The following is a 14,588-nucleotide window of genomic DNA, read 5'->3' as shown; positions in this document are numbered from 1 at the left end:
CTCCTGGGTTCTCAGCCGGCCGACGCCAGCCAGCAACTGACCTTGTGGCCCGATTCAAGTTCGATCTCGGGGGGATAGGCGTCATCGCACAGCGGCTTGCGGTGCGGGCAGCGCGCCGCGAAGCGACAGCCGTGCGGCGGGTCGATCAGGCTGGGCGGGCTGCCCTGGATGGCGTAGAGCCGCTCGCGCTTTTCGCCGAAGTGGGGAATGGCCTGGAGCAGGGCCTGCGTGTAGGGATGCGCGGGGCGCTGGTACAGCGTGCGCACATCGCCGGTCTCGACAATGCGCCCGGCGTACATCACCGCGACCCGGTGGCAGATGCTGGCTGCCACGCCCAGGTCGTGCGTGATCAGGATGATGCCGACACCGGTCTGCGCCTGGATCTTGCGGAACAGCGCCATGATCTGCACCTGGATGGTCACGTCCAGTGCCGAGGTGGGCTCGTCCGCCACCAGCAGGCGCGGCGCGCTGGCGATGGCCATGCCGGTCACCACGCGCTGGCGCATGCCGCCGCTGAACTGGTGCGGATAGTCGTCCAGCCGCGTCTCGGGCGAGGGGATGCGCACGCTGTCCAGCACCTGCACCACCTGGCGCCGGCGCGCCTCGCGGCTGTCGGCGCGGCCGTGGTAGCGCAGCGGTGCGCCGACCTGGTCGCCCACCGTGAAGACCGGGTTCAGCGAGGTCAGCGGATCCTGCGAGATCATCGCGATCTTGCGGCCGCGGTACTGCGTGCTCATGGTCTTCTCGGGCAGCTGCAGCAGGTCAACGCCATCGAGCAGCACCTTGCCGCCCAGTTGCACGCCGCCCTGGCGCGGCAGCAGGCGCAGGATCGACAGGATGGTCATGGACTTGCCGGAGCCGGATTCGCCCACCACGCCCAGGGTCTCGCCCTCATGCACGTGCAGGTCGACCCCGTCCACGGCGCGCACCGTGCCGCGGCGCAGTCCTAGGTGCGTGGTCAGCCCCTGCACCGACAGCATGGGCGCGCCGCGGGGGGAGCCCCCGGCGGCGGACGTGGGCGACGGGCATTGCGTCACGTGCGGATCGGGGCCGGTCATAGCTGCCTCCTTTTCGGGTCGAAGTGGTCGCGCAGCCAGTCGCCCAGCAGGTTGGACGCCAGGCAGGTGGCCATGATGGCCAGTCCGGGCATGGTGATGGCCCACCATGCGTTGGTGATGTAGTTGCGCGCATCGGCCAGCATCAGCCCCCACGACACATCGGGTTGCTGGATGCCCAGCCCGAGAAAGCTGAGCGAGGCCTCGAAGATGATCACCTGGCCCACCTGCAGCGTGGCCAGCACCAGCAGGGTGTTGAGCAGGTTGGGCAGCAGGTGGCGGCGGAAGATGGTGAGCGTGCCGCAGCCGGCCACGCGCGCCAGCGCCACGTAGTCGCGCTGCTTGAGCGACATCACCTCGCCGCGCACGATGCGCGCGTACCAGGTCCAGTAGGTCACCACGATCACCAGCACCACGGTGTTGAAGCCCGGGCCCAGCACCGCGGCCAGCACCAGCGCCAGCGCCAGCGCGGGGATCGACATCTGGATATCGACCAGCCGCATGATGAGCGCGTCCAGGCGTCCGCCGAAGTAGCCGGCCAGCATGCCGGCGGCGGTGCCGATGCCGCCCGAGATCAGGATCGCGTACAGCGCGACCACCAGCGAGATGCGCGTGCCGGCCATGATGCGCGAGAGCAGGTCGCGCCCCATGTTGTCGGTGCCCAGCGGATAGGCCCAGCTGCCGCCCGCCAGCCAGGCCGGCGGCTGGAAGGCCAGGCCGAGGTCGAGGCCGTTGGGGTCGTGCGGCAGCAGCGCCTCGCCGCCGACGGCGCAGACCAGCAGCACGGGGAAGATTGCCAGCGCAAACCAGGGCAGGCCACCCAGGTCACGCCGCTGGCGCTTGCGGGCCGGCGCCGCCGTGGCGCTGGCAGGAGGAACGGCGATCTCAGGCATGGCGGATCCTCGGGTCGATCAGGCCGTAGCTCAGGTCGACCAGCAGGTTGGACAGCACGAACAGCACGGAGGTGAGCATCACGCCCGCCTGCACCACGGGAAAATCGCGCGCGAACACGGCCTCGACCACGGTGCGGCCGACGCCTGGCCAGGCGAAGATGACTTCGACCACGAAGGCGCCGCCCAGCATCGCCGCGAAGTACACACCGAGGATGGTCACCAGCGGAATCGCCGCATTGCGCAGCGCGTACTTCCAGATCAGCACGTGCTCGGGCAGGCCCATGGCGCGGCCCATGCGGATGTAGTCGCTGTCCAGCACATCCAGCATGGCCGAGCGCACCACGCGGGTCTGCGCGGCCACCGGATACCAGCCCAGCGCAATCGCGGGCAGCACCAGGCTGTTCCACGATTCGCGCCCGAACGCGGGCAGCCAGTTCAGCTGCACCGCGAAGAACAGGATCAGCAGCAGTCCGACCCAGAAGTTGGGCATGGCCTGGCCGAGCATGGCGAAGACCTTGGCAAAGCGGTCGAACCAGGAGCCGCGGTAGACCGCCGACAGCACGCCGAACGGCACCGCCATCGCAATCGAGAAGCCCAGCGCGGCCAGCGCCAGTTCCACCGTGGCCGGCAGCCGCTCCAGGATCAGCCCCAGTGCCGGTTCCTGCCAGCGGTAGGAGTTGCCGAAGTCGCCGGTGACGGCATGGCCGAGGAAGACCAGGTACTGCGCCACCAGGGGCTGGTCCAGGCCGAGATGGCGGCGCGTTGCCTCGATCACCTGCGGCGGCGCGTCGGCCGGCAGCAGCAAGGCAAGCGGGTCGCCGGACAGGCGCGAGATCAGGAAGATGATCACGCTCGCGCCAAGGATGCTGATCAGGCCGTGCAGCAGGCGTTTTGCAATAGGCATGACAGGCTCCGTCGGAGATTCGTCAGCGGGGATGCCGCGTCCGGCACGGGCGCCGGGCGCGGCGGCGGATCAGCGCTGCTTCCAGCTGACTTCCTGGAACGAGCGCCAGTAGTCGCGGATGGGCCAGGGCACGTAGTTGATCTTGTTGTCGCGCCAGGCAAAGGTCACCAGCGGCCGGTAGGTCGGCAGGCCGCCCAGCACGCGCTCCTGCTTGAGCCGCGCGATCTGGCGCAGCAGCGCGGTGCGCGCCGCGGGGTCCATGGTCTGACGCTGCTTCTCAAGCAGCGCGTCGACCTCGGGGTCGCTGGTGTAGGAATAAGTGCCCCAGCCGCCGCCGCTCTGGTAGCTGTGCAAATGGCCGGACCAGGCCAGTCCCGGGTCGCCGGGCAGGCCCTGCGACCACATCCAGCTCAGCACGCCGTCCATCTCCGGCGGGCCTGAGCGGCCGCGCTTGCCCAGGCTGATCCAGGCCCCGTACTCCAGGTTGCGCACCTGGCAGCGGATGCCCACGGAACTCAGGTAGGCATACATGGCTTCGCCCACTTCCTTCACGCCCGGTTCGCGCGGCGTGGTGAGGTTGTAGCAGGGGGTCTCGAAGCCATTGGGGTAGCCCGCCTGCCTGAGCAGCTCGCGCGCACGCTTCTGGTCGAAGGCGTAGGGCTTGAGTTCGGGGTCGTAGCCATTCGACTCCTTGCCCACCTGCGCATAGCGCTCGCCCTGGCCGAACAGCACGCGCTTGATGATGGCGTCGACGTCGATGGCGTGCGCGGCCGCCTGCCGCACGCGCACATCGTTGAACGGCGACTTCGGCATCTGCGTGTTGAAATTGAGGAAGAGGTTGTTGCCGCTCACCAGCGTGACGGTCTTCACGCCCGGCATCTTCTTGAACTCTTCGACCATCGAAGGCGGTACGTTGTCGATGAAATCGACCTTCCCGGTCTTGAAGGCCGCCACCCGGGTCAGGTCCTCGGGAATCACCTTGATGGTCAGGTCCTTGACGCCGGGCCGCTTTTCCTTGTTCCAGTAGCCGTCAAACGCTTCCAGCTTCAGCTCGTCCTTGACCGTGCGCGAGACAAACTTCCATGGGCCGGTGCCGACCGGCTTGCGGGCGAACTCTTCTTCGCCGACCTTCTGGATGTACTTCTTGGGCATGGCCCACAGCTGCATGTTGCCGACGATGAACTGCGCATCCGGCTCCTTGAAATGCAGCCTGAAGCGGTGCGCATCCACGATCTCGAAACGCTCGACCGACGAGACATAGTGCGAGAAGAAGCTGCTCTTGGGGTCGCGCTGGCGTTGCCAGGAGAACTCGAGGTCCTCGGACGTCAGCGGGTCGCCGTTGTGGAAGCGCACGCCCTTGCGCAGCTGCACGTCGAGCACGGGCTTGCCGTCCTTGCCGGTTTCCAGCTTCCAGTTCTCCGCCAGCCAGTTCTCGTCCTTGAGCGCGGCATTGCGGCGCACCAGCATCTCGAAGATCTGGCCGACAAAGTAGTGGTCGACGCCGGCCGAGATCTTGACCGGATCGAGCGTGGTCGACTCCGCGCCGAAGGCGACGGTGAGGCTGCCGGTGGCCGGCGAGGGCGGGGCGGCCTGGGCCGCGGGGATGGTGGCGGCGGCCAGCATGCCGGCCAGCAGGCGGCGCCGGGCGGCGTCGGTCAACTTCACTTGCATGGTGCTCCTCCTGTTGCGCCGTCTCGTGGCGGCGCTGTTGGTGTGGATAACGGATGCGCTCAGCGCGGGAAGCTGCCTTCCAGCTGGCGTACCACCTCCAGCAGGCGCGGGCGCACCTCGTCGAGCAGGAATGAAGGGGACAGGCGGAACGACGGTCCGCCCACGTTGAGGGCCATGGGCGGCATGCCATGGCCGGGCTCGAAGCCGCGCGCGATGCCGTTGACGTCTGGCTGCCAATCGCCCATCGAGCAGGTCACGCCCAGGGTGAGGTGGTCCGCCAGGCCCTGTTCGATGCCCTGGCGCAGGCGCGGCCACGCCATGTCGTCGACGTCGCGCACCTGTTCCATGAAGGCCTGCCGCTCTTCGTCCGGCACCACCGCCAGCCAGGCGCGGCCGATGGCCGAGGTGGCGACCGGAATGCGCGAGCCGGTATCGAGCGTCAGCGCAATCGCGGCGCAGCTGCGGCAGTGCTCGACATAGATCATCGAGAAGCGGTCGCGCGTGCCCAGCGACACCGTGCCGCCGGAAAAGTCCGCCAACTCCTGCATCAGCGGTCGCGCCACCTTGCGGATGTCCAGCCGCGACAGCATGGCGCTGCCCAGCCGCAGGCAGGCCGTGCCCAGGCTGTACTTGTGGCTGCCTTCGGCCTGCGCCAGGTAGCCCAGCCGGGTCAGGGTGGAGGTCAGGCGCGATACGGTCGACTTGGGCAGCCCGCAGCGCCGGGCGATTTCCTGGTTGCCCAGCACGCGGTCGCTGGTGCGGAAGCAGGCCAGCACTTCCAGCCCGCGCGCCAGCGCGGTGACGAAGTGGCGGTCTTCCTTGAAGGCATTGCCGGTGGATCGGTCCTGCATAACCGTTGGCTCCCTCGTTGTGCCGTTGCACGCCAGCCGCGCTTGTTCGACGCGCAGGCGTGCCGGACGCGCGCGCGGCGTCCTGGTCCGGTACGGCGGTACTACCCGACAGCGGTCCCGTTCAGCCGCCGGCCTCGGTATCCAGCAAGGCCTGCAGCTCGACCTTGCGCACCTTGCCGGTGGCGGTCAGCGGGAACTCGGGCAGGATGCGGATCTCGGGCACCTTGTAGACCGCCATCTGCTCGCGGCACCATGCATGCAGCGTGTCGGCAGTGATGCCGTCGGCGTGCTCGGCGCGCAGGCGGATAAAGGCCACCGGCACCTGGCCCTTGTCCGGGTCGGGGCGGCCCACCACGGCCGACCCCAGCACCGCCGGGTGGCGCGACAGCAGCACCTCCAGCTCGGACGGGAACACGCTCATGCCGCGCACCTTGAGCATCTCCTTGCGCCGTCCCAGGAAATGCAGGTAGCCCGCCTCGTCATAGGCGCCGATATCGCCGGTGCGGAACCAGCCGTCGCGGAATACCTCGGCATCGACGTCGGGGCGGCCCCAGTAGCCCTTGAACAGCGACGGCGTGCTGACCACGATCTCGCCTTCCTCGCCGACCGGCAGCACCGCGCCGGTGTCGAAGTCGCAGATCTTGATGCGCGTGCCCGGCACCGGCAGGCCGACAAAGACCGGGCGGCCGCGCAGGTCCATGTCGTCGTCCTGCATGCCGGTGGTGAAGGTGTCGCTGGTATGGGTCTCGGTCATGCCCCAGGCGCCTTCGGCAATGATGCTGCCGGTCAGCGCGTGCCAGCGCTGGCGGATGTCGGGGGTGATCTTGCGGATGAACGAGGCGGCGCGCGTGTGCTGCAGCGAACGCAGGTCGTAGCGGCCGGATTCGGGGTGGTTCATCAGTTCGACCGCGTTGTCCACCACCACGAAGGTGCGGTTGACGCGATAGCGCTCGATCGCGGCCATTACCGCCACCGGGTCCCAGCGCGCCAGCAGCACCACGGTCGCGCCGCTGAAGATCGGATAGATCAGCCCGAGGTTCTCGCCCGCGATCCAGAACATCGGCAGGAAGTTCAGCATCACGTCGTTCGAGCCCTCTGCCAGCCGTTCCGCATCGACACCGCCGGTGAGCGCGTAGGAAGCCGCTGCGGTGTAGACCATGTCGCGCTGCGTGTGCATGCAGCCTTTGGGCAGGCCGGTGGTGCCGCCGGTGTAGTTCAGCGCGGCCAGCGCGTCCATGTCGACCGGGGGCAGTGCGACCGGCGTGGTGTCGCGCAGCGCCTGCAGCAGGTCGATGGTGCCTTCCACTGCCAGCGGAGGCGCGTCGAGGCCCGCTGGCAGCGGCAGGTCCGGCTGCGCCGGCAGCATCGCGCCGGCACTGGTGGTGTAGACGGTGTGCAGCCGCGTCTGTGCGCGCACCGACATCAGCAGCGGCGCAAGCTGGTCCTGCACGATGGCGGTGGTGGCGCCGGCATCGTTCAGTTCGTAGACCAGCTCCTGTTCCTTGAAGAGCGGGTTGACCGGCACATAGACCGCGCCCAGCTTCAGGATACCGTAGAAGACCACGTGGAATTGCGGGCAGTTGCCCATCATCACCGCCACCCGGTCGCCCGCGCCCACGCCGCGGTCCTTGAGCAGCGCGGCGCAGCGCTCGGACAGGTCGTCGAGCTCGGCATAGGTCACGGTGGTGCCGTACCAGACCAGCGCGGCGTGGTCCGGGCGCTTGCGCGCCCACGCGCGCAGGTAGTCGCCCAGCGGAGCCTCGCCATGGGGATAGACCGGTGCATCGGGCAGGCCTGCGGGCCAGATCTTGCGATGCCGGGCTTCCAGGTCCTCGAAGAACGCCTGTTCGTTCATCTGCTGTCTCCTCTTGCTTTCGCTCTGGTTCTGTCTGCCGCCGCGCCTACCAGGCGTCGACGAAGGTGCGCATCGGGCGCTGGGGATTGGCGGCACCGGCCTCGAGCCCGCTGACCACCCACTGGCGGGTGGCGGCAGGGTCGATCACGGCGTCGAGTTCCAATGCCGCAGCGGCGTTGATGGCATGGCCGCGCTCGTACATCTGCGCCACCAGCTGCTGGTACAGCGCATCGCGCTGCGGGCCGGCCGGCAGCGCTTCCAGCTCCTTGCGGAAGCCCAGCCGCACCGCGCCCTCCAGGCCCATGCCGCCGAATTCGCCGGTTGGCCACGAGACCGTGAAGGTCGGCGCGCGGAAGCCGCCCGCGGCCATCGCCATCGCGCCCAGGCCGTAGCCCTTGCGCAGCACCACCGCCAGGAACGGCACGCGCAGCTTGGCGCCGGCGACGAACATGCGCGACACATGGCGCACCTGGGCGCGGGCCTCGACCTCCGGGCCCACCATGAAGCCCGGAGTGTCGATCAGCGATACGATCGGCAGCCCGTGCGCATTGCACACCTGCATGAAGCGCGCGGCCTTGTCGGCGGCGTCGGCATCGATGGCGCCGCCGAGGTGGCGCGGGTTGTTGGCGAGAATGCCCACGGGCCGGCCTTCGATGCGCGCCAGCGCGGTGTGGATGCCGGTGCCGAAGCCGGCGCGCAGTTCCAGCACGCTGCCCGCGTCGGCCAGGCCGGCGATGGCGGCGCGCGTGTCATAGACGCGCAGGCGGTTTTCCGGCACCACCTGGCGCAGCGCCAGCGCGTCAGGCGCCTGCCAGTCGTCGACACGGCCCTGGAACATCGACAGGTAATGCCTGGCCGCGGCCACCGCGTCGGCCTCATCGTCGACCAGCAAGTCGACCACGCCGTTGTGGTACTGCACCGTGGCCGGGCCGATGTCCTCGGGGCGGAACACGCCCAGGCCGCCGCCTTCGATCATGGCCGGGCCGGCCATGCCGATGTTGGCGTTGCGCGTGGCGATGATCAGGTCGCAACAGCCCAGCAGCGCGGCATTGCCGGCAAAGCAGCGCCCGGAGGCGATGCCCACCACCGGCACTTCGCCGCTCAGCTCGGCGAAGGCGGCGAACGAAGGCTGGTACAGGCCGGCCACGGTGGGGAAGTCGATGTCGCCCGGGCGGCCGCCGCCGCCTTCGGCAAAGATCACCGTCGGCAGCCGGTTCCGCAGCGCCACCTCCAGGATGCGGTCGGTCTTGATATGGTTGCGCTTGCCCTGGGTGCCGGCCAGCACGGTGGCGTCGTAGGCCAGCACCGCGCAGCGCGCGCGCTCCGGTGCGAACAGGCTGCCGTTGACGGCGCCGGTACCGGTGATCAGCCCGTCGGCAGGGGTGTTGGCGATCAGGTCGGCCTCGCTGCGCCGGCTGGCCTGTGCCGCCAGCGCCAGGCCGCCGTATTCGCGGAAGCTGCCGGCATCGCACAGGTCGTCGACGTTCTCGCGCGCGGTGCGCTGGCCGCGCGCATGGCGGCGTGCCACGGCCTCGGGGCGGGCCGCGTCGTACAGGAAGGCATGGCGGTCGAGCACGCGCTGCAGGTCGGCGCGGATCGCTGACGGGTCGGTGTGCTCGGCCTCGCCGTCGGCATGGGCGCCAGCGTCGGCAGGCTCCAGCACCAGCATGACCTGGCCCTCGGCGACTTGCTCGCCGGAAGCGGTGCGCAGGTCGATCACGCGGCCCGCGTGCTCGGCCACGATGGCATGTTCCATCTTCATCGCATCGAGCACGGCCACGGTCTGGCCAGCCTTGACCAGGTCGTTCTCGCGCGCCAGTTCGATCACGCGTCCGTTCATAGGCGCGCGCACCGCGCACAGGCCCTCGCCCAGTTGCTCCTCGAAGCTTGCCGTGCTGGAAGGTGCCGCCACCCTGGGGGGGCTGCCTCCTGCGAGGGCCTGCCGCGCCGCGTCGTGCGCCGCAATCTGCGCGGCGCGTTCCAGCAGGGCGGGCAGCGCGGCTTCCATATAGCGCGTATGCACGTGCTGGCTGGCAAAGTCGTCGCGCTCGGCCAGCGCCCGCAGCAGGTCGAGGTTGGTGGCGATGCCGCCGATATTGAATTCCCCGAGCGCGCGCTGCAGGCGCCGCACTGCGTCAGCGAAGTTGTCGCTGGCCGAGGTGACGATCAGCTTGGCCAGCAGCGTGTCGTAATGCGCGGACGGTGCATAGCCGGTATAGCCGTGGGTGTCGACGCGCACGTCCGGCCCGGTGGGCGGATCGAAGCGCTCCAGCCGCCCCTGTGCCGGGCGTGCCAGCCCTTGCGCATCGGTGGCCTCGGCATTCACGCGCACCTGGATGGCATAGCCGCGCACGCGCGGCGGGTGCTGCGGGTCCAGCCCCAGTTCCGCCAGGCGCCGGCCTTCGGCCAGCCCCAGCTGCACGGCCACCAGGTCCATGCCGGTGACCTGCTCGGTGACGGTGTGCTCGACCTGCAGGCGCGGGTTGGCTTCGATAAAGACAAAGGGCAGGGCCGCGCCATCGCGGCGCGCACCGTCCTCGGGCTCTTCGACCAGGAATTCAAACGTGCCCAGGCTGCGGTAGCGCGCTTCGCGCGCGAGCGTGCAGGCGGCATCGACAATGCGCTGGCGCAGCGCCGGATCGAGCGCCGGGCTGGGCGCGATCTCGACCACTTTCTGGAAACGGCGTTGCAGCGTGCAGTCACGCTCGCCCAGTGCGATCACATGGTGGCCGTCGCCGGCGATCTGCACTTCGATATGGCGCGCGCGGGCCACCAGCCGTTCGGCGTAGATGGCATCGATGCCGAAGGCCGAGCGTGCTTCGGAGCGGCAGCGCGCATAGGCTTCGGGCAGCGCGTCGCGCTCGCGCACCACGCGCATGCCACGCCCGCCGCCGCCGCCCACCGCCTTGAGCACCACGCCGGCGCCGTCCTGTTCGTCGAAGAATGCGGTCACCGCATCGAGCGTGGCGCCGCCCGCGGTGGCGGGCATCACCGGTACGCCGCAGCGCGCGGCCAGCGCCAGCGCGCGGCCCTTGTCGCCGAACAGGGCCAGCTGCTCGGGCTCGGGGCCGACAAAGACGATCTCCGCGGCTGCGCAGGCGCTGGCAAAGTCGGCGCGCTCGCTGAGAAAGCCATAGCCAGGGTGGATGGCGTCGCAGCCGGTGGCGCGCGCTGCGCTGATGATGGCGGGAATGTCGAGATAGGCAGCGGCCCCCTGGCCCTGCAGCGCAACAGCTTCGTCGGCCAGCAGGCGGTGCCGGCTGGCATCGTCGTCGGTGGCATAGACCACCACGGTGGCGATGCCAAGGTCTCGTGCGGCGCGTTGCACGCGCAACGCGATCTCGCCACGATTGGCGATCAGGAGCTTCTTCACAAATGTCCCCTTCCATGCGAAGCGGCATCGCGCAAGCAGCGTTGCGTGGCCGGCTTCTGTTTTTTGGTTTGTGATTCTGCGAGGTGGAATCTACGCGGCTCGTCCAGGGGTCACAAGCGCGATGCGCCGGAACCATGTATGACATGCCGCGCGTGCATAGCGCGGGAGCAAGGGGGAGGGGGAAGGGCTGCCCGTTCTGTTCTGCATTGCAGAATCTCGGGCGGTGTGGCGGGTCGATCCAGAGGCCTGGCTGGCCTTGGATCGATACCGGTGGAACGCGCGGAACATGGCGTTACCGCGGATTTGCCGCCCTCTCCCGCCAGCGGGAGAGGGGAACGGCGATGAGTGCCCTGCTTCAGCCGATGCGCATGCCCGGCACCGCGCCCTCGTGCGGCTCCAGGATATACAGGCCCGGCGCGGCCTTCTCATCCGCCGCAGACGCAGCCAGCACCATGCCTTCGGACACGCCGAACTTCATCTTGCGCGGGGCCAGGTTGGCCACCACCACGGTCAGCTTGCCGACCAGCTGCTCCGGCGTGTAGGCCGACTGGATGCCGGAGAACACATTGCGGGTGCGGCCTTCGCCCAGGTCCAGCGTCAGCTGCAGCAGCTTGTTCGAACCTTCCACCTTCTGGCATTCGACAATCTTCGCGACGCGCAGGTCCACCTTGGCGAAGTCGTCGATGGTGATGGTGTCGGCGATCGGCTCGATCGCCGCGCCCGCGGCGGCCGGCGCCGCGGTTGCCTGCAGCGATTCGCGGTTGGCAGCCAGCAGCGCATCGACCTGCTTGGCATCGACGCGCGTCATCAGGTGCTGGTAGGCCTGCACCGGGCTGGCAGCCGACAGCTGCTTGTCGATGGCACGCCAGTCCAGCGGCTCGACGTTCAGGAAGCGCTCAACGCCGGCAGCCACGTTCGGCACCACCGGCTTCAGGTAGACCGTCAGCAGGCGGAAGGCTTCCAGCGAGACCGAGCATGCCGCATGCAGCGCCGCGCGCTTGTTTTCGTCCTTGGCCAGTTCCCACGGCTTCTCGGTGTCGACGAAGGAGTTGACCGCATCGGTCAGCTCCATCACCAGGCGCAACGCCTTGCTGTACTCGCGGGCTTCGTAGAGGTGTGCGACCTGCGGTGCGGCCTGGCGCAGCTGCTCGAGCAGCGGGTGGGCCAGCGCGGCCTCGTCGACCTTGCCTTCGAAGCGCTTGACCAGGAAGCCCGCGGCGCGGCTGGCGATATTGACGTACTTGCCGATCAGGTCGCTGTTCACGCGCGCAATGAAGTCATCGAGGTTCAGGTCGAGGTCTTCCATGCTCGCGTTGAGTTTGGCGGCGAAGTAGTAGCGCAGCCATTCCGGGTTCATGCCGGTGTCGACATAGCTCTGCGCGGTGATGAAGGTGCCGCGCGACTTGCTCATCTTGGCGCCGTCCACGGTCAGGAAGCCGTGGGCGAACACATTGGTCGGGGTGCGGTAGCCCGAGAAGCGCAGCATCGCCGGCCAGAACAGCGTGTGGAAGTACAGGATGTCCTTGCCGATGAAGTGGTACTGCTCGGCGGTGGAATGCGGGCCGACCCAGGCGTCGAAGTCGATGCCCTTCTTCGCGGCCAGGTTCTGGAAGCTGGCGTAGTAGCCGATCGGGGCGTCCAGCCACACGTAGAAATACTTGCCGGGCGCGCCGGGGATCTCGAAGCCGAAGTAGGGCGCATCGCGCGAGATGTCCCAGTCGGACAGGGTCGAGGCCTCGCCCTCGGCGCCCAGCCATTCCTGCATCTTGTTGGCGGCTTCGGGCTGGGCCAGGTCGGCCACCCATTCGCGCAGGAAGGTCTCGCAGCGCGGATCGGACAGCTTGAAGAAGTAATGGGCCGACGACTTGCGCACCGGCGTGGCGCCGGACACCACCGAATACGGGTTCTTCAGGTCGGTCGGCACGTAGGTGGTGCCGCAGACCTCGCAGGAGTCGCCGTACTGGTCCTTGGCGCCGCACTTGGGGCACTCGCCCTTGATGAAGCGGTCCGGCAGGAACATGTTCTTGACCGGGTCGAAGAACTGCTCGACCTCGCGCTCGGCGATCAGGTCCTCGGCCTTCAGGGCCAGGTAGATCTTTTCGCACAGCTCGCGGTTTTCTTCCGCGTCGGTGCTGTAGTAGTTGTCGAACGACACCAGGAAGCTGTCGAAGTCGCGCTTGTGCTCGGTCCAGACGCGGTCGATCAGTGCCTTGGGCGTGATGCCTTCCTTCTCTGCGCGCAGCATGACCGGCGTGCCGTGGGTGTCGTCGGCGCCGACGTAGTAGACCTCGTTGCCCATCATGCGCTGGAAACGCACCCAGATATCGGTCTGGATATATTCCACCAGGTGGCCGATATGGATCTGGCCGTTGGCATAAGGCAGGGCGGATGTGACGAGGATGCGACGTGCGGTCATAAACAGGAGCCGGTCAGGAGCGGGGAAGTATCAGGGGACGGCGCCAGCCAGGAGGGGAGGCGCGTGCCGGGAAGGGGCTATTTTAGCAACTGGCCAGCGCCTGCGCGCGGTTCCGCATGGCGGAATGACGAAGCCGGCGGATCCGTTCGGCCAAAAAAAAGCGCCGGTCAGAGCCGGCGCAGCTTTCCACAACGGAAAAGGAGGAGAAATCAGGTACCGCCCGGGAGGTCAGCCACCCATCGCGAGCCAGCAACGGTGGCAAGCGGCACCTGTTTCTATGACTAGGTCATCCTTGAATTGGTTTCAAAAAAATTTCGACGCGGCGATTTTGTGCCCGTCCGGCCTCCGAGCCGTTGTCCGCAACTGGCTGGGATTGCCCGCGCCCTTCGGCCGTCAGGCGGTTGCGTGCGACGCCGCGATCACCCAGGTAGCCGGCCACGCTCTGGGCGCGGCGCTGCGACAGCTGCATGTTGTAGCTGGGGTTGCCGGTGCTGTCGGTATGGCCCACCACGTTGGCGCTCACGTCCTGGTGCTGGCCCAGGGTCTGCGCGACCTGGTCGAGCACCGAGCGGAACGACGGCTTGATGGTGGCGCTGTCGGTATCGAAGGTAACCTGGCTGGGGATGTTGACCTTGAGCGTGCCATCCGGCTGCTCGGTGATCTGGGTGCCCGTGCCCGCGGTGTCCTTGTTCAGCTTGCCGCGGATGGCGTTCCAGTTGTAGCCGGTTGCGCCGCCGATGGCACCGCCCACTGCCGCGCCCACCAGCGTGCCGGTGGTATTGCCGCCGATCAGGTTGCCAAGCCCGGCGCCGACCGCGGCGCCCACGCCGGTGCCGACTGCCGTATGGGTCTGCTGTTCAGTGGCGCAACCTGCGGCCAGCAGCGTGGCAGCGGCGAGCGAGACAGTAACGAGCTTGATCTTCATGCTTTCTCCTTCTGATGTTCCCGTAAATGTTCTTGGTACCGCATCGCGATGGTAACGCCAAGGCTAGCGGCAGGTAACCCTTTGTACGCGTCGGGCCCGGCCGGTGCTGGCAACCGCCTGCGATGCCGGCGTACCGGGCCGTCCAACCGCACTACAATATGGATATGGCGGCGCGCGCACAAGTGCAAGCTTGTGAGATTTGTAAATGTCTGTAATCCCACACCCAATGCAGGGTATTGCGCGCGGATTTCCGGCGTTCATGGCCGGTGCTGCATACTTTGATACATTAGGCGCAGGCCATCATGCGCCAATCCCCCAAATCATCGAAGCGGAGTTTGTCTTGAGCGTCAGCACTGAGCAGGTCACCGAAGCCCTGCGCACCGTCATCGATCCCAATACGGGCAAGGACCTGGTGTCCACCCGCTCGGCCAGGAATATCCGCGTCGACGGCGGCGATGTCTCGCTGGAAGTCGAACTCGGCTACCCCGCGAAGAGCCAGTTCGATCCGATCCGCAAGCTGGTGGTTGCTGCGGTGCGGCAAGTGCCGGGCGTGAGCAATGTCAGCGTCGCCGTGACCATGAAGATCGTCGCGCACGCGGTGCAGCGCGGGGTCAAGCTGCTGCCGGGCGTGAAGAACGTGATTGC

At 68.0% G+C, this 14,588-nt stretch carries 10 protein-coding genes; 1 reads left to right on the top strand and 9 read right to left on the bottom strand.

Annotation, left to right across the window (positions count from 1 at the left end; all coding sequences use genetic code 11):
- Positions 1 to 11: 11 nt before the first annotated feature.
- The 9 genes from AC3WON_RS03545 to AC3WON_RS03505 all read right to left on the bottom strand — a co-directional run bounded on the left by AC3WON_RS03545 (position 12) and on the right by AC3WON_RS03505 (position 13,943).
- Positions 12 to 1,058, bottom strand: a complete 1,047-nt coding sequence (locus AC3WON_RS03545) for an ABC transporter ATP-binding protein (RefSeq protein WP_492351164.1) — start codon at positions 1,056 to 1,058, stop codon at positions 12 to 14.
- On the bottom strand, positions 1,055 to 1,948 hold the full coding sequence (locus AC3WON_RS03540) for an ABC transporter permease (protein WP_492319727.1): 894 nt from the start codon (positions 1,946 to 1,948) through the stop codon (positions 1,055 to 1,057). Before AC3WON_RS03540 ends, AC3WON_RS03545 begins: the two co-directional genes overlap by 4 nt.
- Positions 1,941 to 2,852 (bottom strand): ABC transporter permease, encoded by a 912-nt coding sequence (locus tag AC3WON_RS03535; protein WP_492351163.1) that lies wholly within the window; start codon positions 2,850 to 2,852, stop codon positions 1,941 to 1,943. Before AC3WON_RS03535 ends, AC3WON_RS03540 begins: the two co-directional genes overlap by 8 nt.
- Positions 2,853 to 2,921: 69 nt before the next feature.
- Positions 2,922 to 4,523, bottom strand: a complete 1,602-nt coding sequence (locus tag AC3WON_RS03530; RefSeq protein WP_492351162.1) for an ABC transporter substrate-binding protein — start codon at positions 4,521 to 4,523, stop codon at positions 2,922 to 2,924.
- 59 nt (positions 4,524 to 4,582) lie between these two features.
- Positions 4,583 to 5,374 (bottom strand): IclR family transcriptional regulator, encoded by a 792-nt coding sequence (locus AC3WON_RS03525; RefSeq protein ID WP_492319730.1) that lies wholly within the window; start codon positions 5,372 to 5,374, stop codon positions 4,583 to 4,585.
- A 121-nt stretch (positions 5,375 to 5,495) separates the two neighbouring features.
- A complete protein-coding gene (locus AC3WON_RS03520) occupies positions 5,496 to 7,229 on the bottom strand; it encodes an AMP-binding protein (RefSeq protein WP_492319731.1) in 1,734 nt (577 codons plus the stop codon).
- A gap of 46 nt (positions 7,230 to 7,275) precedes the next feature.
- Complete coding sequence (locus AC3WON_RS03515) at positions 7,276 to 10,602, bottom strand: acetyl-CoA carboxylase family protein (protein ID WP_492351161.1); 3,327 nt, start codon at positions 10,600 to 10,602, stop codon at positions 7,276 to 7,278.
- 355 nt (positions 10,603 to 10,957) lie between these two features.
- Positions 10,958 to 13,018 carry a methionine--tRNA ligase gene (metG, locus tag AC3WON_RS03510; protein WP_492351160.1) on the bottom strand — a complete coding sequence of 687 codons (2,061 nt, stop codon included), beginning with the start codon at positions 13,016 to 13,018 and terminating at the stop codon, positions 10,958 to 10,960.
- A gap of 286 nt (positions 13,019 to 13,304) precedes the next feature.
- Positions 13,305 to 13,943: a YiaD family glycine zipper/OmpA-like lipoprotein gene (locus AC3WON_RS03505; protein WP_492319734.1), complete on the bottom strand. Its 639-nt coding sequence runs from the start codon at positions 13,941 to 13,943 to the stop codon at positions 13,305 to 13,307.
- Between the two features lie 340 nt (positions 13,944 to 14,283).
- On the opposite strand from AC3WON_RS03505, the gene AC3WON_RS03500 reads away from it, so the two are divergent.
- Positions 14,284 to 14,588, top strand: a 305-nt coding sequence (locus AC3WON_RS03500; RefSeq protein WP_492351159.1) for an iron-sulfur cluster assembly protein, incomplete at its 3' end; no start/stop codon positions are given.

This window comes from Cupriavidus sp. FW305-46 (genome assembly GCF_058787075.1).
The sequence above is the reverse complement of the archived record's forward strand: the minus strand, read 5'-3'. Positions and strand labels throughout refer to the sequence as shown.